25 protein-coding genes are annotated in these 17,285 nt (G+C 71.7%); 3 read left to right on the top strand and 22 right to left on the bottom strand.

Features of this window, described 5'->3' with window-relative positions; all coding sequences use genetic code 11:
• Window positions 1–42: 42 nt before the first annotated feature.
• From HHL19_RS12775 to HHL19_RS12790, 4 genes are read right to left on the bottom strand one after another with little or no spacing between them, the layout of a single operon-like run.
• Window positions 43–189 (bottom strand): hypothetical protein, encoded by a 147-nt coding sequence (locus HHL19_RS12775; protein ID WP_158822098.1) that lies wholly within the window; start codon window positions 187–189, stop codon window positions 43–45.
• Between the two features lie 59 nt (window positions 190–248).
• Window positions 249–704, bottom strand: a complete 456-nt coding sequence (locus HHL19_RS12780) for a hypothetical protein (protein WP_169088755.1) — start codon at window positions 702–704, stop codon at window positions 249–251.
• A complete protein-coding gene (locus HHL19_RS12785) occupies window positions 701–1,171 on the bottom strand; it encodes a hypothetical protein (RefSeq protein ID WP_169088756.1) in 471 nt (156 codons plus the stop codon). Before HHL19_RS12785 ends, HHL19_RS12780 begins: the two co-directional genes overlap by 4 nt.
• Before the next feature lie 12 nt (window positions 1,172–1,183).
• Entirely contained in the window at window positions 1,184–1,642 is a 459-nt protein-coding gene (locus HHL19_RS12790; protein ID WP_206324872.1) for a minor capsid protein, read from the bottom strand.
• Window positions 1,643–1,645: 3 nt separating this feature from the next.
• Here HHL19_RS12790 and HHL19_RS12795 point away from each other — a divergent pair, with 3 nt between their 5' ends.
• The gene (locus HHL19_RS12795) at window positions 1,646–1,966 is read left to right on the top strand and encodes a hypothetical protein (protein ID WP_169088758.1); all 321 of its coding nucleotides are present in this window, start codon (window positions 1,646–1,648) and stop codon (window positions 1,964–1,966) included.
• Here the strand turns inward: HHL19_RS12795 and HHL19_RS12800 are convergent.
• The 8 genes from HHL19_RS12800 to HHL19_RS12835 form a co-directional block, all read right to left on the bottom strand.
• Window positions 1,963–2,310 carry a hypothetical protein gene (locus tag HHL19_RS12800; protein WP_169088760.1) on the bottom strand — a complete coding sequence of 116 codons (348 nt, stop codon included), beginning with the start codon at window positions 2,308–2,310 and terminating at the stop codon, window positions 1,963–1,965. The genes HHL19_RS12795 and HHL19_RS12800 overlap by 4 nt on opposite strands.
• Entirely contained in the window at window positions 2,307–2,627 is a 321-nt protein-coding gene (locus tag HHL19_RS12805; RefSeq protein ID WP_169088762.1) for a hypothetical protein, read from the bottom strand. Before HHL19_RS12805 ends, HHL19_RS12800 begins: the two co-directional genes overlap by 4 nt.
• Window positions 2,624–3,022, bottom strand: a complete 399-nt coding sequence (locus tag HHL19_RS12810; RefSeq protein ID WP_169088764.1) for a hypothetical protein — start codon at window positions 3,020–3,022, stop codon at window positions 2,624–2,626. The genes HHL19_RS12805 and HHL19_RS12810 overlap by 4 nt, the downstream gene beginning before the upstream one ends.
• Window positions 3,023–3,026: 4 nt before the next feature.
• The gene (locus HHL19_RS12815; protein ID WP_169088766.1) at window positions 3,027–3,257 is read right to left on the bottom strand and encodes a hypothetical protein; all 231 of its coding nucleotides are present in this window, start codon (window positions 3,255–3,257) and stop codon (window positions 3,027–3,029) included.
• 19 nt (window positions 3,258–3,276) lie between these two features.
• On the bottom strand, window positions 3,277–4,134 hold the full coding sequence (locus HHL19_RS12820; RefSeq protein ID WP_169088768.1) for a phage head protein: 858 nt from the start codon (window positions 4,132–4,134) through the stop codon (window positions 3,277–3,279).
• Window positions 4,135–4,173: 39 nt separating this feature from the next.
• Window positions 4,174–4,917, bottom strand: a complete 744-nt coding sequence (locus HHL19_RS12825; protein WP_169088769.1) for a hypothetical protein — start codon at window positions 4,915–4,917, stop codon at window positions 4,174–4,176.
• A 110-nt stretch (window positions 4,918–5,027) separates the two neighbouring features.
• A complete protein-coding gene (locus HHL19_RS12830) occupies window positions 5,028–5,192 on the bottom strand; it encodes an Rmf/CrpP fold protein (RefSeq protein WP_169088772.1) in 165 nt (54 codons plus the stop codon).
• A 7-nt stretch (window positions 5,193–5,199) separates the two neighbouring features.
• The gene (locus HHL19_RS12835; protein WP_206324874.1) at window positions 5,200–7,161 is read right to left on the bottom strand and encodes a phage minor capsid protein; all 1,962 of its coding nucleotides are present in this window, start codon (window positions 7,159–7,161) and stop codon (window positions 5,200–5,202) included.
• A 172-nt stretch (window positions 7,162–7,333) separates the two neighbouring features.
• On the opposite strand from HHL19_RS12835, the gene HHL19_RS12840 reads away from it, so the two are divergent.
• Window positions 7,334–8,044, top strand: coding sequence for a hypothetical protein (locus HHL19_RS12840; protein ID WP_169088777.1), 711 nt, complete (start codon window positions 7,334–7,336; stop codon window positions 8,042–8,044).
• Here the strand turns inward: HHL19_RS12840 and HHL19_RS12845 are convergent.
• Window positions 8,041–9,540: a phage capsid protein gene (locus tag HHL19_RS12845; RefSeq protein ID WP_169088779.1), complete on the bottom strand. Its 1,500-nt coding sequence runs from the start codon at window positions 9,538–9,540 to the stop codon at window positions 8,041–8,043. The genes HHL19_RS12840 and HHL19_RS12845 overlap by 4 nt on opposite strands.
• A 141-nt stretch (window positions 9,541–9,681) precedes the next feature.
• Between HHL19_RS12845 and HHL19_RS12850 the strand changes: the two genes are divergently transcribed.
• Window positions 9,682–9,885, top strand: coding sequence for a hypothetical protein (locus tag HHL19_RS12850; RefSeq protein WP_169088781.1), 204 nt, complete (start codon window positions 9,682–9,684; stop codon window positions 9,883–9,885).
• A 42-nt stretch (window positions 9,886–9,927) separates the two neighbouring features.
• Here the strand turns inward: HHL19_RS12850 and HHL19_RS12855 are convergent, their stop codons facing one another.
• The 9 genes from HHL19_RS12855 to HHL19_RS12895 all read right to left on the bottom strand — a co-directional run bounded on the left by HHL19_RS12855 (window position 9,928) and on the right by HHL19_RS12895 (window position 17,267).
• Window positions 9,928–11,199: a PBSX family phage terminase large subunit gene (locus HHL19_RS12855; RefSeq protein WP_169088783.1), complete on the bottom strand. Its 1,272-nt coding sequence runs from the start codon at window positions 11,197–11,199 to the stop codon at window positions 9,928–9,930.
• A 19-nt stretch (window positions 11,200–11,218) separates the two neighbouring features.
• Window positions 11,219–11,731, bottom strand: a complete 513-nt coding sequence (locus HHL19_RS12860; RefSeq protein WP_169088785.1) for a helix-turn-helix domain-containing protein — start codon at window positions 11,729–11,731, stop codon at window positions 11,219–11,221.
• Between the two features lie 36 nt (window positions 11,732–11,767).
• Window positions 11,768–11,977, bottom strand: a complete 210-nt coding sequence (locus HHL19_RS12865; protein ID WP_169088787.1) for a hypothetical protein — start codon at window positions 11,975–11,977, stop codon at window positions 11,768–11,770.
• A gap of 75 nt (window positions 11,978–12,052) precedes the next feature.
• A complete protein-coding gene (locus HHL19_RS12870) occupies window positions 12,053–12,469 on the bottom strand; it encodes a hypothetical protein (protein ID WP_169088789.1) in 417 nt (138 codons plus the stop codon).
• 164 nt (window positions 12,470–12,633) lie between these two features.
• Window positions 12,634–12,984, bottom strand: coding sequence for a hypothetical protein (locus HHL19_RS12875; RefSeq protein WP_169088791.1), 351 nt, complete (start codon window positions 12,982–12,984; stop codon window positions 12,634–12,636).
• A gap of 76 nt (window positions 12,985–13,060) precedes the next feature.
• The gene (locus tag HHL19_RS12880; RefSeq protein WP_169088793.1) at window positions 13,061–14,083 is read right to left on the bottom strand and encodes a hypothetical protein; all 1,023 of its coding nucleotides are present in this window, start codon (window positions 14,081–14,083) and stop codon (window positions 13,061–13,063) included.
• Window positions 14,084–14,143: 60 nt separating this feature from the next.
• Window positions 14,144–15,211: a hypothetical protein gene (locus tag HHL19_RS12885; RefSeq protein WP_169088795.1), complete on the bottom strand. Its 1,068-nt coding sequence runs from the start codon at window positions 15,209–15,211 to the stop codon at window positions 14,144–14,146.
• 158 nt (window positions 15,212–15,369) lie between these two features.
• Complete coding sequence (locus tag HHL19_RS12890) at window positions 15,370–16,170, bottom strand: hypothetical protein (protein WP_169088797.1); 801 nt, start codon at window positions 16,168–16,170, stop codon at window positions 15,370–15,372.
• Window positions 16,167–17,267 (bottom strand): hypothetical protein, encoded by a 1,101-nt coding sequence (locus tag HHL19_RS12895; RefSeq protein ID WP_169088799.1) that lies wholly within the window; start codon window positions 17,265–17,267, stop codon window positions 16,167–16,169. Before HHL19_RS12895 ends, HHL19_RS12890 begins: the two co-directional genes overlap by 4 nt.
• Window positions 17,268–17,285 lie beyond the last annotated feature (18 nt).

A 17,285-nucleotide genomic window follows, 5' to 3' on the forward strand; every position in this document is an offset into this window, starting at 1 on the left:
CCTCCCATCGGGGGTCATCCGGCACGGTGCCGGGGGTGTGGTTCAGCCGGCGGGGTTGCCGGTGAGGGCCGCGATTTCGGCGGGGTCGGTGACGCGGCGCGGTGTCTTCTGCCACGCGCGGGCGAACCGTGACTCGGGGGAGAGGCCGCCGATCAGGACCAGGAAGCGGCGCGTGGACAGGGCGGCCACGGCCGGGGCGTCGAGGCCGTACTCGCGGGCGAGGTCAGCCTCGACGGTGCCCCAGTTGGTCAGGATCGCTTCCCAGAACTCCCGGCCTTCTTGCTCTTCTTGCTCCGTCGGGCCGCCCGGTTCGGGCCCGGTGCTTTTCCCGCCGCCTGCTCCGCGTACAGCTCGGCGGCGCGCTCCATCGAGACCTTGCCCGGGGAGCGGATCGCGGCGGCCGACCAGATCAGGAGGATGCCGAGCTGCTTGTCGGTGAGACCCTGCTCGGCCCACTCGTCGAGGACGTCGCCGCCGTAGAGTGCGGTCAGCATCCGGCGGACGTCGTTGGGGTCGTCGGACCCCTGGAGCCGCTCGGCCTGGAGCGTGAACAGGATGGGGAGGGACTCCGGGAGGGTGTACGTGCGGCCGAACAGTCGGAGGGGCTGCCGGGGCTGCTCCTCGGCCTGCTCGGCGAAGAACGCATCGAAGTCAGCCGTCTTGGGCGCGGCGTGGTCCTGGTGCTCGATGTCGAGGTCGGTCACGGGGTCACCGCCGCCGAGGTCGCCACGCCGGACCGGCGGAACGTCGCGCTCCAACTGGTTTTCTCGTTGGTGCCGCCGGACTGCTCGCCAGGGGTCATCGTGGCGTCCCAGATCGCCCACATGGTCTGCGTCTCGTGCCGGTAGCGGAGCCGGTTGTGCGAGTCGATGCCGAGACGCGGCGTCCAGTCCTCATCGACGTACGCCTGACCCGGGTCCCTGGCCTTGGTCGTCTTGTCGATGCGGTACTGACCTTCGAGGGTGATGCTCGCGCCACGCTGCATCACGTCCTCCTCGTACGCGCCGTCGCTGTCGAAGCTGGTCGTGTCGGCTACCTCCTCGTTCTCGCCGGGGGAGTACGACCAGGAGTTGAGACCGGCGATCGGGAGCCACGTCTCGGTAGCGGCGCCGGCGTCCTCGACCTCGAAGAGCCAGCCGCGCGCGTCGATGGACCTGCTGTTGCCCGCCATGGGCGGACCTCCTTACGGGATGGTGGGGGCGGCCGTGGCGACGTCGTAGTTGGTGACGTGCTCGTGACGGCCGGATGAGTCGGCGCCCATGGGCGCGGGGATGCCGCGTGCGGCGATCAGGACGGCCCATGTGCCGTCGGGGAGCTGCGTGTTGGTGAGCCCGTTCAGCGCGGCGTAGATGGCCTGCGCCCGGGCGCGGGAGACGCGGGGGTCCGGGCCGCCCCGGACGCGGACTTGTAGCCGCTGGTCGATGTCGTCGTCGCGGGCCTGTTGCGGCCCGGCGTCGTACAGGGCGAGGGACACGGCCGCGTCCGGGGCCGGGGGCATCGTCTCGACGAATGTGTCGCCGGACGTGCTATTGGGGTCGTAGGTGAGCAGGCCCTCGGCTGCGAGGTACCGGGCGATGCCGTCAAGGAGGTCAGGAATGCGGCTCCCCCTTACTCTTCGCGGGTGACTGATATAGCGAGACAGGGAATGGCCCGCTTCTTCGCGGTGGGTGTGCTGGGGGCCGTGATTGGCGCAGGGCTCACGCTCGGAGCCGTCAGTACGACGGGGATGATCAACGGGCCGAGCGGCCCTGTGGGCCCGGCCGGGCCGGTGGGGGCGCAGGGGGCGAAAGGCGACGCCGGGGAGCCCGGGAAGGCTGCGGATCTGGGGAATGCGCAGCTCATCGTGGATGGGCTGTGTCCCTCCGGCACAACAGACTGGGGAACGCTGCGCGTGCAGACCGGGGATGGCCTCGCGGCGTTCGCCTCGTACAAGGACCTGTCGGTCTGCCGGGTGAAGAGTTACTAGCGCAAGGCCCTCCGCACGGCGGCGGCGATGATCTCGTTGATCGGCCCGGCCTGCTCGACGAGCGGCCTCTCAAGAAACTTGGCGGTGCGGTTGTCGTCGTGCCGCAGGGACATGTCCTCGTGCTGGCGGACGGCGTACGGGGTGTCGTAGCTGACGCCGGCCGTCATGGACGCTTCGTCGACGGACGCGACCCCGGAGCGTTCGAGGGTCGCCTCCTCGATCGGGACGACGCGGCGGGACTCGCCGAGCAGGTGCTCGGCGCCGAGCCGGAGACCGAGCAGGGCCCCGGCGCGCTCGGCGGCGAGGACGGCGTCGCCGTTCCATCGGATGCGGGCGCGGCTCATTCGCACATCACCTCCAGTGACTCCGGGACCGGTAGGCCCGGCGCGGTGTGGTGGGCGGCCGACAGGGCGCGCGTGCGGCGGCCGGACGGCAGGGTGATGCGGGACTCGGCCGGACAGTCGGTGTCCGGCGCGGTGATGACCTGCGCGGTGGAGACGACCTCGCGGCCCTCGCGATCGCGGACGGTCCGCACCTGCTCGGCGACCATGGCGCGCACCCCGGGCACGGGCGGGCCGTATCGGGGGCCGTACGCGGAGTCGCCGAGGTACGGCTCGATCACGACGCGGTGGGGGAGCAGCCACGGGGGGACGCGGGTCACCGGATCACCCCCGGGAGCAGGCCGGCGCGCGCGAGGTAGCGGTACGCCTGCGGGCCGAGGTCGACGTTTCCGGCGCCGGTCCCGCCGGCCTGCTGCTGCGGGCCGGACATGGACACGGGGCCGATGGACACGGACGACCAGCGGCCGGCGGCGCCCGTCCCGGTGTCGCCGGTCTCCTCCCGGTAGGCCACCTGCGCACAGGCGGCGTCGGCGAGGGCCTGGGCGACGGCCGGGTCGGTCGGCATCCCGTCGGCGTCGACGTCGTAGATGGCGGTCAACAGGGCGTCGTCGACGTCCTCGGACGCGCGGGTGAGCAGCCGTTCGGCGTCCGGCGGCGGGGGCTTGCCGGTCCACTGCGTGAGCTGGGCGGGGGTGGCGTAGACGCGGCGCGCCATCGGCTTACCCCTCGCTGCCGTACTGCTCGGCGAGCTGGTCGCGGGTGAGCTGCTCGGCGTCGGCCTGCTCGGCGCCAAGGGCGACCGCGTACGCGACCCAATCGACCTTGGACGCGGAACGGGCCGGACGCTCGATGTTGTCCGGCCCGTTGCCGTTGTCGTCCCCGCTCGGCGGCGGGGGCCCGTCCGGCTGCTCGTCGGCGGCCGGACGGTCGTGGTAGCGGCGCAGCATCATGCGGCGGCTCCCTTCCTGATCAGGTGGTGGCGAGGGTGCCGACTGCGACGCCCCGGTCGTCGAGGCGCTTCACCGCGTAGTGGATCGTGGTGGTGATGACGTTCGAGCGGGCGAGGATGTCGCGGTCCTGCTCGACGAGCGGCCGGCGCTTGTAGAGCAGGCCGAGCACGCCGCGCTTCATGATCAGGAACTTCCCGGCGGCGACCCGGTTGGTGACGAACACCGGAACGCCACCGATGCGGCCGATCGATCCGCTGACGGCGGCCGAGGGCCCGTTGCCGAGCTTGGCCGCGTCGACGAACTGCGGGTCGGCGAGCGCGTCGGCGTACTGGGCGCTGTTCAGGTACAGGCCCGAGAAGTCGTCCGGCTCCCACTCGTCGCCGAACTGGGCGATGCCGGGAACCATGGCGTCCAGCCACGTGAACTTCGTCTTCCCGGCGGCGGTGGAGAAGCGGAACGGGTTCCCGCCGCCCTGGGCGGTCTCGTCGGCCTGGGCCTGGGCGATCAGGTCGGCGTCGATCTTGCGGGCGGCGAGGACGCCGAACTGCCGACGGGCCTCGGCCTCCGGGTCACCGAGACCCACGAGCCGGGACTTGTCGGTGATCTCGACGGCCTTGCCGACCTCCTTGATGGTCGCCTTGGCCGAGCTGGTCGACATGGCGACCGGGACGAGCGGGGCCGTCTCGGTCAGCTCGTCGAGGTCGGACAGGGCGCCCCACTTCGGGAAGTTGATCTCGTCGCCCGGGGCACCCTCAAGGGTGTTGTCGTCCTGGACGGCGTCGGATCCGGCGACGCGGACCCTGCCGAGGAACTGGGCCTGTGCCATGTCGCCCCAGACCTCGGGGACGATCATCTGCGTGGACGTGGTCTGAGCCATGGGGGGTGCTCACTCTCTCCGGCCAGGGCCGGGGGTTGGTCACCCGCCGGCGAGGCGCCGGTAGGTGTCGGGGTCGGAGCCGTACAGCTCGGCGCGCGCGGCGTAGTCCATGGCGGCGAACTGCTCGGCGGTCACGGCCTGGGGGCCGCTGGTGAAGTCGGCGCCGCCGCGCTGCGGGCCCTGGGGCTGCTGGGCGGCGAGGCGCGGGTTGGCCGTGATTGCGGCGGTGATCGCGGCCGTGACGGCGGCGGTGTCGGCCGGGTCGATGTCGGCGGTGGCGTCGGCGAACGCTCGGGAGTCGGCGAGCGCCGCCGCGTCGGCGCCGGCAGCCGGGGCGAGGCCGTAGACGGCGAGGCGCAGCTCGGCGGCGCGGGTGCGGGCCTGCTGCGCGGTGAGCTGCTGCGTGAGCTGCTCGGGCGTGGCGGGCGTGGTGGCGGCGTTCGGATCGATCACCGCCATGACCTGCTTGATCAGCTCGGTGCGGGCCTCGTCGGCGGCGCGCTCCTTGGCGGTGACGCGCTGCGAGCCTGCCTCCTGGCGGGCGCGGGCAAGCTCGTTCTGCAATCGGGCGATCGTGGCGACGGGGTCCTCGCCGGGCTTCGGCGCGGCCGGGTCCGTCGCGGGCGGCGCGGCGGGGGCGGGCGGGGTTCCCTGCGGCGCCGAAGCCTGCCCGGTCGGCTGCGGGGCGGGGTTGCCCTGGGTCGGGTCGGCGGCCGGTCCGGTCGGCGGCGCGGTGGGCGCGGGCGCGGCCGGGGCGGTCGAGGTGGGGGTCGGGGTGCTCATGGTGTCGCCCTCCTGGGGTGACTCGGGGCCCGCTCCTGGCGGGCTCTGGACATGCGAAAGGGGCCCCTGCGCCTGGCGGGGGCCCCTTTGGGGTGGTGCTGGTGGTGCTGCTACTCGTCCGGTTCGGTGACCGGGCGGGCGGCGGCGTAGCCGCGTATCCACGCGGTCCGCAGGACGGACGTGCGCGGGTACGGGCACGCGGACGGCGGGCGGCCCTCCTGGGCGGCCGTACGGCCCTCCAGAACGGCGCGGGTGATGTCCTCGCGGGCGCCCATCGGCGTGTCACCTCTTGTTCTGCTGGTCGGACTCGTTCTTGCGGGCGCCGGCGGCCCATCTCTGGGACTTGCCGGTGACCTGCTCGATGAACTCCGCCTGCGTGAGGCGGCCGTGTTCGGCCCACCACTCTTTCAGTTCGTCGCTCGCCCTCGCGTATGCGATGCGGGCCGGGCCAGAAAACAAGGCGGCGGGGTTGATGCCGCCCGCCTTCGCCTTCTTGTTGAGCAGGTAGCCGTTACAGGCGTCCTCGGCGTCGGCGTACTGGCGCCATACGTACTCGTCGTACAGGGCGCGGGCCTCGCGGCGGGTGATGAGGTGCCGCTCGTCCTGGTCGCCGTTGTCCCCACGTGCGCGGGCGGCGGCGGCCTGCTTGACGGCATCCCAGAATGCGGCGTCGCCGTCGGGCTGCTCGTCGGCAAGGGCGCCCCACCCGGTCGGGTCGGGGGCGGGGTCCATCGCCTCGCCGAGGGCGTCGCGGTCGGCGAGTAGGTCGTCGACGGCGTTGCCTGTGGCGGCTGGCGGCGGTAGCTCGATGCCGTCGCGGCGGTCCATCTCGGCGGCGATCCTGAGCAGCTCCTCGGCGGTGGCGTGCTGCATTGCCCACGCGAGGTCATCGTCGCCGACGTCGGCGAGGTCCCCGGCGAGGTGTCCGCCGGGGAATAGGCGGTCGGCGCGGGCGGCGAGGTCGTCGAGGTCCCGGCGGTCGGCCTCGGCCTCGACGCGGGCGAGGGCGCGCGCGTCGACGGGACCCGACCGGACGGCGGCGGCGAGCTGCTCGTCGGTCATCTCGCGCATGGTGCCCTCGTCGCCGGACCACACCCGTGCGTTGTCGAGCTGGTCGGGCGTGACCTTGGGGCGTTGCTCGGGCAGGTTCCCGGCGCCGAGCTGCTCGCGGGTGCGGTTGCGGCGCAAGTCGGGGTGGTCGGCGAGGTGCTGCCTCATGGCGGCCTGCCACTGTCGGGCCTTGGCCTCGGCGGCCTTGCGGCCCTGTTCGTCGACGGCGGCGGCGGCGCGGCGCTTGTACTTCCTGATGTGCCGCTCGATCTCCCGCTGACGCTGGCCGGCCTCGTACCCGGCGGGGTCCGGGTCGGCGTCGTCCACACGGGTGAGACCCGGCATGTACGCGCTCACGGAGTGCCGACAGTTCGGGTGCTGCAACCCTGCTCGGCGTGCCTCGTCGAGGGATCCGGCAACGTGCACCGTGACGGTCTCGCCGTCGCGGGTGGCGTGCTCGACCTCGACGTCGCGCGGGCCCGGGGGGCCGCCGACGGTGAGCACCTGGCGCTCCCACGGGCGGCAGAGCGGGCACTCGCGCGGGCTGTTGGAGACGATCACTAGGTCGACCCCCGCGGTGGCGAGGGTCTGCATGTGGGCCTCGGTCGCGGCCCTGCCGACGGACGTCCGTACGGCCATCTCCGCGTATGCGGTGAGCGACCAGGGGCGGCCGGCGCAGTCACGGAATCCCGTGATGCCCCGGTCGGCAAACGCGCGCATGGCGTCCTGTGTGGCCTGGTGACGGGTGCCGGTGCCGACGAGCGGCGTGGCGGTGACGTCGGAAACGACGGCGCGGTACTGGTCGTCGACGGCCCGCAGGATGCTGCGGTGAGTCGAGGTGAGCAGGTCGACCGTTTCGGCGGCGAGGCGGTCGACGGCCTGCGCCTGCGGTAGGACGTCATCGACCATGCGTACGGCGTCGTCGGAGAGGGCGCCGAGTTCGGCGACGGCGGCGCGGCTGCCCACGTTGTACGCCTCGGCGATCGCGTCGTGCACGTCGAGGGTGACGGCCTGCCCCAGTTCAGTCACGACGGCCTGCGAGGCGCGCCGTACGGCGGAGAGGGCGGAGAGCTTCCGCTCGGCCCACCCGGGGGCGTCGAGGCCGGCGCCGAGCTGCCTGGCGATGATGGCCAGTAGGCGCAGCTCGGCGGCGGCGTACAGGTCGCGGGTGCGTTCGGCAAGGGGCTCGACCATGCCCGGGTGGATCGGCACGGGCTCACCCCCAAACGGTAGTTGAGGTACTTGAAGAAGCTCGACTGCAAGGCAGCACGGGCGTCATACTGCTCGCATGACTACAACGGCACAGGAGACGCGTCTCCATAAGAGTTTCGTCTCGTGTCGCCTGGGGCGTAATGACCTACGACGGTTGACAGAGATAGCAACCGACGGAATTGAAGCGTCGGGAGTTAAGGTTTCCACCAGGCATAACAACGTCTCTTTCGAAGCACCCGACATTGACGCCCTGGTTAGCGATGTTCAAGGCTCCCGAGGGTACGACGATCGAGTCCCCTGGGAGAAATACGAGGTTGCAGGGAAGGTTTGGGAGAGTCCCTCTCAGGGATTTCTGCGTCATCTCTCGCTCTCGGTTACCGCCGATGAGGTCAGGATGCATATTTCCGGTGCGGACCACATCTGGGTCCATGGGCAGGCGGCTCGGATTCAGCTCTTTCTGGCGAATAGGTATGGGCGGGAGCGGGAGCTGCCGTTCCAGCGGGACCGTCAGAAGGCGGCGCAGTCCGCTGTGACGCTTGCGCTATTTATCTGGTTCTACGTCTTCGGCGTATCGCAGGTGTATCTGAGCAGTAAGCCGAATGGTGAGAATGCCGAATTTTGGGCCGACGCTGCCCTCTATTCGGCCATCCCTGCGCTCGCAACGTTGACTTGGTCCCTAATTCTTCGCTTGACGGATAAGGCGTCGAAGAAAGGGAAGGTGAATTTCACTGAGGATGTCCCGGTTGGTTCCATATGGCAGCGCATGGATTGGCAGACCAGAATTCTTGCAATGACGCTGATCATTGCGGGGATCGCTGCAATCGGGACGCTCGTCAGTGCTGGGGCTGATGTCTTCAAGCCCTAACCCATAGGGAAGGTGCCGACGGGGTCCGGGGCGGCGGCGCCGGTCTCAGCGAGGATCGCGGCGACCTCAGCCTTGACGGCGGTGTCGTCCCAGTCCGGGTGCAGGATCTTTACCCGGGTCGCGGCGGACGCGGACTCGGCCCGCTTGAGCAGGTCGAGCGTGATAGCGGTCTGCTGCTCGGACTCGGCTACTCCGTCCCCGAAGTCGACCGTCACCGGTGCGGCAAGATCGTTGCGGCGGCCGAAGTGCGCGTTGTCGAGGGCGAGCAGGGCGAGGGCCTGCTCGGCGATGCCGTAGCGGAAGTAACCGGCCTTCTTCCGGCGGGTGACCATGCTGCGTTGGTCGCGGGACTCGGACTCGGTCGCGGTGATCGGCTGCCCGCCGCCCTCCAGTCCGAACGACTGGGCGGAGTAGCCGGCGGACTGGGCGGCCTGCCGCATGATTGCCTCGGCGGACCGCTGGTGCTCCTCGACCCGGATGGCGAACTGCGACAGGGTGATGCCGCTCCCCTCGTTCGGGGGCATGTTCAGCTCGTCGTAGACCTCGCGGTCGAGGTCGAACGTCGCGCCCCGGCCGGGGCCGTCGTCGCGCAGGTAGCCGCGCGGGACGATCAGGCGGGCGCGGGCGAGCAGGATGTCGCGCATCCATGACGTCCAGACCTCATCGAGGCTGGCGAACTGGTCGTAGAGCGGCGCTCCGTAGTCCGATCGGCCGAGGGGGCTGCCTCGGTAGAGGCGGTTCGGGAGCATGTTGGGGACGTAGCTCGCGGTGAGCTGCTGGATACCGGTGCTCACGGTGGCGCCGGTCGCTCCGGAGCCGTCGAGGTCGAGGGAGTCGACAAGGGCGCGGGTGACCGGGTGCTCGGTGAGCGGGACGCGGCGGCCGACGTTGTCCGGGGTGCCTTCGTAGAGCGCGTGCTCGACCTCGCCCGGGGCGTGGCGCTCCATGTGGCGCCACACGGTGGACAGGGTCGAGCCGCTCAACTCCTGCCAGAACGTCACGGCCCGCAGGATGCCGAGGAAGAACTCGGGCACTGCGCGGTCGGGCTGCACGACGGTGAGCAGGGGTCGGTCCGGGGCTACAGCCCGGTCCCATGTCGAGCGGAGATAGACCCCGGACATGGCGGCGGCCTGCTCGCCGGCGGACAGGAGGACCTGTTGCACGCGGCCGAGGTCGAGCAGCTCGTCGAGGCGGGTCTGAGTCTCGGTGCTGTCGACGGTGATGGCCGGCATGTCGGCGAACAGGAGGTCGGCCGAGGTGGCGGCGATGTCGCCGGGCAGCGGCACGTGTAGGCGGCGGTCCCGCTCAGGGGCGGCGTGGTCGACGGACCGGCGCCCCCACACGTTCCGGCGGGCGTTCGGCTGCGGGGCGTGCTCGTAGACGGCGGCGAGCCGGCGTTTGTCGCCGGAGTACCAAGCGTCGTCCACCCGCATCTGCGCATAGACAGGGGCCCACTCCGGGGGCGGCCAGGGGGCGCCGTTCTCAGGAAGTGCCATCGGGGCTCACCTCCTCGGCCGTCCATGCTTTGTTGATCACGGTCAACCTGGGCATTTACGCGAACTCCGCATCGGAAGAGTGGTCAGTGCGCTACCGTCGATGCTCGGAAAGGAGAAAGGCATTATTTTCTAAGGAAAAATATGTCTAACTCCACGAACCATCAGGTATGGGCTGTTCTGGTTGTGGCGCTCGCCAGCCTCGTTGTTGGCGTGCTCGCCGTACTGGGATGGGTCCTGCTCGGTGGTGAACCGCTGGCTTCTCTGGCGGCGGGAGGTGCGGCGTTCGGCGGCTGCTTCGGCATCGGCCTGGCCGTCGCCACCTTCCTGCGCGGGCAGGGGAGCTAGCGAAGCGGAGGGGCGGCCTTACGGGGCCGCCCCTCCGCCTCCTTAAGCGGCGAGGGTGAGCAGGTGGCGCCACTCGTGCGCGGTGGAGTGCACGGCGTACCTGAGCGCGTCGACGCTGTGGTCGTCGACCTTCATGGGGGCGTCCTCGCCGCGCTCGGTGGCCTTCGGGTCCCAGGAGTAGCCGGGGAGTTCGGAGAGCAGGCCGGCGCACGACGAGTGGACGAGCAGGCGGTCGGCGGCGAGCAGGCTGGACACGGACCGGATGCCGTCGGCAACGGAGTTGGCGGCCTTGGCGGGGTTGTTGTGCCTGTCGGCCCACATCTGGGTGTGGAAGCTCGCGGCGGACGGGTCGATGAACGCCCACTCCGGGGTGACGCCCCTCGGCGCGGTGTCGGGCGCGCCCGGGGGCCGGTAGGTGGCGAGCCACGTGCGGACGGCGTCGCTGTACTGGGCGTCGGTGAGCTGCCGGCGGGTCGCACGGGAGTCGTGCCGGTACTCGGAGCAGGCGTACAGGCGGCCGTCGACGCCGAGTCCAAGCAGAATGGCGCTGAACGCGTTGGTCGTGCCGTAGTCGATGCCGACCCAGTACCGGCGCATGTCCGGCAGGGTGTCGACGACGTGCCGGGCCTCGTCCCACATGCCGTAGACGGCACCCTCGGCGACGACCCATTCGCCGTCGATCATGCGGCGCTTCCACAGACCTACGTACTCGGCGGCGAGGGAAGCAACGTACGCGGCCGGGAGCGACGGGTTGTCGGCGAGCTTGAAGTGCCATGCCCGCAGGTTGAGTTCCTCGGCGCGGTCGAGGTATCCGACCTTGAGCCAGTGCCTCGGCGAGTCCGGGTTCGTGGTGGCGAACAGGCGCGCACCGGGGGCGCTGAGGCGGGCGAGTAGCTGCGTCCAAAAGCCCTCGGGTACGAGGGTCGCCTCGTCGACGTAGGCAAGCTGTGCGGTGAGTCCTCGGAGCCTGCCCTCGGACTTGGCGTCGTTGGCGCCGATCAGGTGGACGGTGCGACCGAGGATCGTGGCCGTGGTCGAGCCCCGGGTGTGCACGACGTGCCGGGCGAGGGGACCGAACAAGGTGGGGTCCTGGAGGGGCTCCAGCACGTTGCGTTCGATGGTCTGGATGGTCTTTCCGGCGATCAGGATGAGACCGGACGGCCCGGCGCCGGCCACGGCGATGACGAACGCCAACAGGCTCGCGATCGTCTTCCCGGACCGGACGGAGCCGTGCCACAGGTTGATGCGCGCGGTGGCACGGCCGACGCTGCGGAGCTGCTTGCGGGACAGGGGGAGGGGGACGTCGGGGAGCACTGCTCACCCCCTCGACGGGCTATCCGCCGTCCTCGCCCGGGTCGTCCGCGAACGCCCCCGTGAGGGCCTCGCCGAGGTTGCCGAGCATCGAGCGGACCTGTCCGGCGTCGGCGCCGCCGTCGGCGGGCTGTAGGCGCATCGACTGCTGAATCGCGGTCGCGGTGGCGCTCATGATCTGCCGTTGATCGGCGAACCGGGGGCGCTGCAAGTAGGCGGTCTGCCACTCGCCCTCGCGGCCGGCGAACTCGCCGATCTCGCACGGTTCCCAGAGCTGCGCCCGGAGCCGTTCGGCGTCCTGGTGGAGTTGCTCGGCGAGGGCCTGGCGGCGGGCGGCGAGGTCGATGCGGCGGGCCTCGGTGGCGGCGACGACCTCGGGGCCGCGCTCGAACGTGAGCCCCTGCTCGGCGGCGAGCTTGGACACGGTCGACGGGCTGCGCTTGATCTTGCGGGCGATGTCGTTGCGGGACATGCCCTCGGCGTGGAGGGCCTTGACCTGCTCCCGGTCTGTGTCGGTGATGGGTCGGGCGGCCATGGCTCACCTCCTCGCCGAGGGGGGGCTTGGTCGGGGCTACGCGCGGGCGATGGCGGCGTTGGCCCAGAACATGACCTGCTCCAGGTTGGTGATCGCGAGGGCCTTCTCGCGGCCGTCCTGGAGGGTGGAGTCGAGGAATCCGGCGAGCTGGGTGCACTGCTCACGGACGGACTCATGGGCGCGGACGGCGGCGGGCGTGCGCGGGGGGTGGTAGTTGAAGCGGTGCGCGAGTTCGGCAGAGTTCACGGCGGGGGCCTTCTTGGTCGGGGGTACGCGAACGGCCCGGCTCCCACTTCGGGGGCCGGGCCGTCGAGGGCGGGGTCAGGCGGTCTTGCAGAATCCGGAGTCGATCAGAGCCTTGTTCAGGGCCTTGCCCTGCTCCTCCGTGGTCACGACGTCCTTGTAGGTGAAACGCTGGGACGCGGTCCAGTCCAGTTTGTTGCCGCCGCCGTTGATGGCGTGGCACTGGTTGCGCGCGGCGTCGATCGCCTTGTCCTCGTACCGGACGGCATCGGGAGCGACGGCCTTGATGGCGGCGAGGAGGTCGGCGCGGGCCTGGCCGGTCGGCTCGGGCGGGATGCCGGACGACTTCCTGTCCTTGGCGGGCGGCACGGTGGTCGTGGCTGGCGCGGTCACGGACGGCTTGGTGTCGCCTGCGGCGTCGGTGTCGCTGCTGCATGCGGTGAGCGCGAGCAGGCCGGCGGACGCGAGGGTGAGGACGGCGGCAGTGCGGTTCACGGGACGTGTTCCCCCTGGACGTACGGATAGGTCACAGGGTGTGACTCGTGAGGGGCGCCGGTGGTTGCACGCGGAACGCCCCGCCACTGGGGGGTGAGTGGCGGGGCGTTCGGGATGGTGGTGTGAGGGGCGTCCGATTCCGGGCACGCCGGGGACGCCCCCGATTAGATCACGGAACGGTAACGGTGCGCAACGCGCGCGCGGTGCGCCTCCTCGTCCGGTCGTGACGGCGTAGTGCGCTGCGTAATGCTGGGGGTCTTGTCGCGCACTACCCGCAGGTCAGGGGCCTGCCGGGTGTAGTGCCGGGGTGTCGTCCATCGCATCCGGGGCGGCGCGGTGTGCTTGGGGTAGATGCCGTTCGCCCATAGGTCGCGGTACCCAAACGCGAGGAACGCAACGGCGAGGCGGACGGCGGCCGACCGGTCGAGGCCGGTGCTCGTGATGGTGTCGAGGTCTGCGTCGAGGGTGGGGTCGAGTCGCACAGTGAGGTTGGGACTACGCTTGCGCTTAGCCATGACGGGGGTTGCTCCTGTCGTGGTCAGGGCCCGGCCTGCGGTTGCATCGCAGGTTCGGGCCCGCTGTGGTTCCGGGCTAGTTGTTCCGGAGGATCTGGTACACCCGGCTCTCAGTGAGGCCCGATCGGCGGGCGATCTCCGGCACCTTGTACCGGGCGCGCTCGGCGCGGACGACGCGGGGGGTAACGGCGGCGCCGGCCTCGGCGAGCACGCGCAGCACTCGCAGGTTGTCGAGGGTGAGCTGATCGGCGAGGCGGTCGAGGAACTGCTCGCGGGCCTGCTTGTTGCCCTCGGTGCTCGTCCACTCGTCGGCGAGGGCCTCGAGCGGCTCCCACTCGTCGAGGTCGTACGGGTTGGTGTCGCCCTGGGCGGCACGGGTGGCGGCCGTCTCACGCTCGTACTTGTTGAACAGGGTCATCATGTCCGTGAACAGCGCGCCGGCCGCCGTGTTGGTGGCCACGCCTTGGCGGTTCAGCTCTTCGACGATGTGCGGCGTGGTACTGGTGGGTGCGCTCTTCTGCACGGTGGTCTTCTCGGCGGCCTGCTGCTTGGGCTCAGGCTCGGGCGCGCCGTCGGCCGGGTCGGCGGTCTCGCGCCACGCCACGGTGTCGGTCTGGGCGAGGTCAAGGAGGGCTCGGCGGAGAATCTCGTCGCGGGCCTCCCGGGGCTTGGTCTTGGCGCTGCGGGCGTACGCCAGGCAGGCGACCAGGGTTCGACGGGCCTCGGTGCCGGGGTGGCCGGTGCCGGTGACGTAGCCGCGTTCGAGCAGGCCGTCGGAGAGTTGGTGGCTCATCTTGAGCGCCCCGTCGGTCAGCACGCCCACGTTGCGGCGGCTGCGCTCCCACGTGAGTTCGCGGCCGAGGACGATCATCCGGTGCAGCTCGTCGCGCTGCCGGTCCGTGGGGAGCTGCGGCCGGCGGCCGGGCAGGATCCGGATGGTGCGCTGCCCGTTGGCAAGGGTGATCGTGTAGCTGTTCGCCTCGGCGCTGATGGTGAACCCCTGGGCGTACGCCTGCCGGATGAGCCGTACGACGGTCGGCTCGTCCATGGTGTCGTACTCCGGCGTCGGCCCGGTCTCGATGGTGACGTTGAACCTCATAACTGCTGCTCCTGGTCGAGGGGCCCGCCCCGGGGTGGGGCGGGCCGGTCGGTCGTCGGGTCAGGCGAACAGGGAGCCCTGTTCGCGGTCGGGTCGGGCGGGGAACAGGGCGTCGGGGTGCTCACCGATCCACTGGCCTCGCCACGTGCCGGCGGTCGCCTCGGCCTCGGTGACCAACTCGGCGGCGTGGCGGGCCTCGACGTCCTCGACGGTCTCGGGCTCGAAAGCGGCGGGGGTGCCGGAGAGGGCGTCGCGGAGTCGCTGAGCGGCGCGGGCGCGGGAGGCGTTCTCAGTCTCGCCGGCGGGGGTGGGTGCGGGTGTCGGGGGCTGCTCCTGGGCGTGCTGCTCGTCAAGCTGCGCGGGGGTCAGCTCGGACATGAGCAGGCGGCGGCGGGAGAACCCTCGGTGCTTGCGGATGACGGCGCGGACCTCGGGCAGGGCCTCGGCGCGCGGGGTCATGTCCTGGTAGGTCTCGCCGTAGACGCGGGCGACTTCCTCGCCGCTGGCGGGGTCGGTGATGGTCCACCAGTTCGACGGCTCGTCGCGGATGACGGCGGGCGCCTGAACGCGGGCGTTGATGCGGGCCGCGTAGGCCGCGAACAACTCCGACTCGACCGCGTGGTTGATGCCGTAGGAGAGGCCCCCGTTCGCGCGCTGCTGTTCGGCGCGGTACTGCGTGATGCCGGCGGCGGTCTCCAGGGCTTCGATGCGGCGGCTGTGGATCTCCCGCGCGGGCTTCCCGGCGCGGGTGATGCAGGGGGCGCCTACGCCGACGCGGCACGCCGGGCAGCTCACGGTGTCGGCGAGGTTCCCACGGTGGGGACGCTCGGCGGCCTGAGGTGCGGGCGTGGGGGTGTGGCCGGCGCGCTGGATCCACAGGCGGGCGGCACGGACCTCGGAGAGGGTGTGCAGCTTGCGGTTTTCGAGGATGGCCTCGGCGAACGCGCTGATCAGGTGGAGTACGGCGGTGCCGTGTGCGGGGATCGCGAGGGTGCGGCCCCGGCCGCGACGGGCGTTGTCGAGGGCGATGCGCAGGTCGGCGGCGGCGGGGTGCTTGGCGACGGGCCCGGTGGTGAGATCGGCGCGGCTGAGGTGGTCGGCGAGGGCGCCGGGGATGGTGACGTCCATGGGGTTGCTCCCTGGTCGTTGGTGGGGGCCGGGTTGCATCCGGCCGGGGTGTCGGGTTGCATCCGACGAAAGCGAATGTAGCCGTTACTGTAGCGACTACACAAGTGGCTACAGTAACGGCTACACAAGGAACTGTGTTCCAACGGCGCAGAGTTGGGCTACGCGGCCCGGCGGCCGTCGAGGGCGGCCCACAGTGCGGCGAGGTCCGCTCCCCGCCACATGCGTCGACCCCGGTCGAGGGTGGCGGGGGCCGGGCACTGCTCTCCGGTCTGGCACGTCGCGGACGGCTCCCCGCCGGGCACCGTGCGGGCGAGCAGCTCGCCCCGGCACCACGGGCACGGGTCGGGGAGAACGGTCGTCCGGCCGTCCCGGCCGAGGGCGGATTCGACGCGGCGGCGCGCGCGGCGGGCGACCGTGGCGAGGTCGGCGAGAACGTCGTCGCCGAGGGGGTAGAACATGCCGTCGCCCTGGTCCTCGCCGAGGGCGCGCCCCTCCAGCCACACGGCGGCCCAGTGCAGCCCGTGCGCCCGGGATCCGGCGGCGAGCGTCCGACCGGACGGGCCGATGGTGGCGGGGGTCCAGCGGCGGGGGTCGGCGCGGTCGTCCTCGTCGACGACGACGCGCAGGTGGGCGCGTACGGGCCGCTGGTAGCGGACGGCGATGGCGTCGCACGCGGTGAAAAACGCGGCCTCGACGGCGAGGGCGGCGTCGAGCGCGTCAAGGTTGGCCGGCGCGGGGTGCTGGCGGAGCGTGAGCGGGGTGCGGCCGAGGTGCTGCTCGTCGTCCTGGTCGGCGTCGCCGAGCTGGTCAAGGAATCCCCGGGTCTCGCGGGGCGGCCACGTGTCGGCGGGGCGCTGCTCAACGGCGACGAGCAGGTCGCCCCACTGCTCGCGGACGGCACGCAGGTCGGCGGCGGTGGTAAGGGCATGCTCGGGGAGCGCGGTCGGGGTGGTGGTCATGACTGGTCCTTCCGGGCCTGCTCGATCGCGGCGTACAGGCGGTCGGCGATGTCGGCGGGGTGCGCGGTTCCGAGCTGGTTGGCGGCGCGGCCGGCGGCGTCGAGCAGCTCGTCGAGGCGGGCGCGGGCGTTGGCGTAGAGGCGTGAGGCGTGCTGCTCGCGGGGGCATCCGCAGGTGACGCACTCGGCGGCGAGGCGCCGGCGGTAGTCCCACACGCGCTGGCTGGCCTTGATCGCGTACTTCCGCTCACGGTTACGCTCGGCCTCGGCGCGGGTGGCGCGCTTCTCGGCCCGCTCGACGCGGGTGCGGAGTCGGGTGACGCGGTGCTTCATCGTCTCGGCCTCGTGCGTGGCCTTGTCGGCGCGCTCGTTGGCGAGGCGCTCGGCGAGGGTGCGGCGGGCGCGGGCCTCCCGGCCGGCCTGCTCGGCGGCGTATCCGTAGCGCATTCCGAGGTGGGCCCACAGGTCGCCCCACGTGCGGGCGGCGCGGACGCGGTCGAGGAGGGCCTCGGCGCGGTCGGCGCGCTGCTTCTCAGCGGCGAGGACGATGGCATGCTCGCGCGCCTGCTCGGCGAGGACGGCGTCTTGGGTCTCGGCGGCGGCGGCGAACGTGGCGGCGGCGCGGGCGGCGACGGGGGTAAGTCCTCGGTGCTCGCCGAGGATCGCGAGGACGTCGCGGTGCGTCTCGGCTCGGTGCAGTCGGTCGAGGAATGCCTCGGCGCGGTCGCGCTCGTCCGTGATGCGCTGCGCCCCGTCGGCCCGGCCGGCGTCGACGGCCTGCAACAGGTCGATGCGGTGCCGGGCTTCGGCGAGCTGCTCCTCGACGCGCGCGCGGTCCTCCTCGGCCTCGACGATCGCGGCGTCGGCGGCGTCGAGGCGACGGCGCATCTCGTCGCGCTGGCGGTCGAGGCCCCGGCGGGCACGGTCCATGTCGTCTCGCTCGGCTATCTCCACGTGGACGTGGGCGCGGAGGAGGGCGGCCTCGGTGGGGGTGATGACCCCGCGTTCGAGGCGGGAGAGGAGGACGGCGAGGGACTCGCGGCGTGCGTCTCGGGCGTGGTCGGCGGCGGTCTGGCGGTTGGTGGCGCGGCGGATCATCGGCTGGTCCTTCGACGG

Source organism: Streptomyces sp. R302 (assembly GCF_012927245.1).
In the GTDB taxonomy this organism is placed as follows: domain Bacteria; phylum Actinomycetota; class Actinomycetes; order Streptomycetales; family Streptomycetaceae; genus Streptomyces.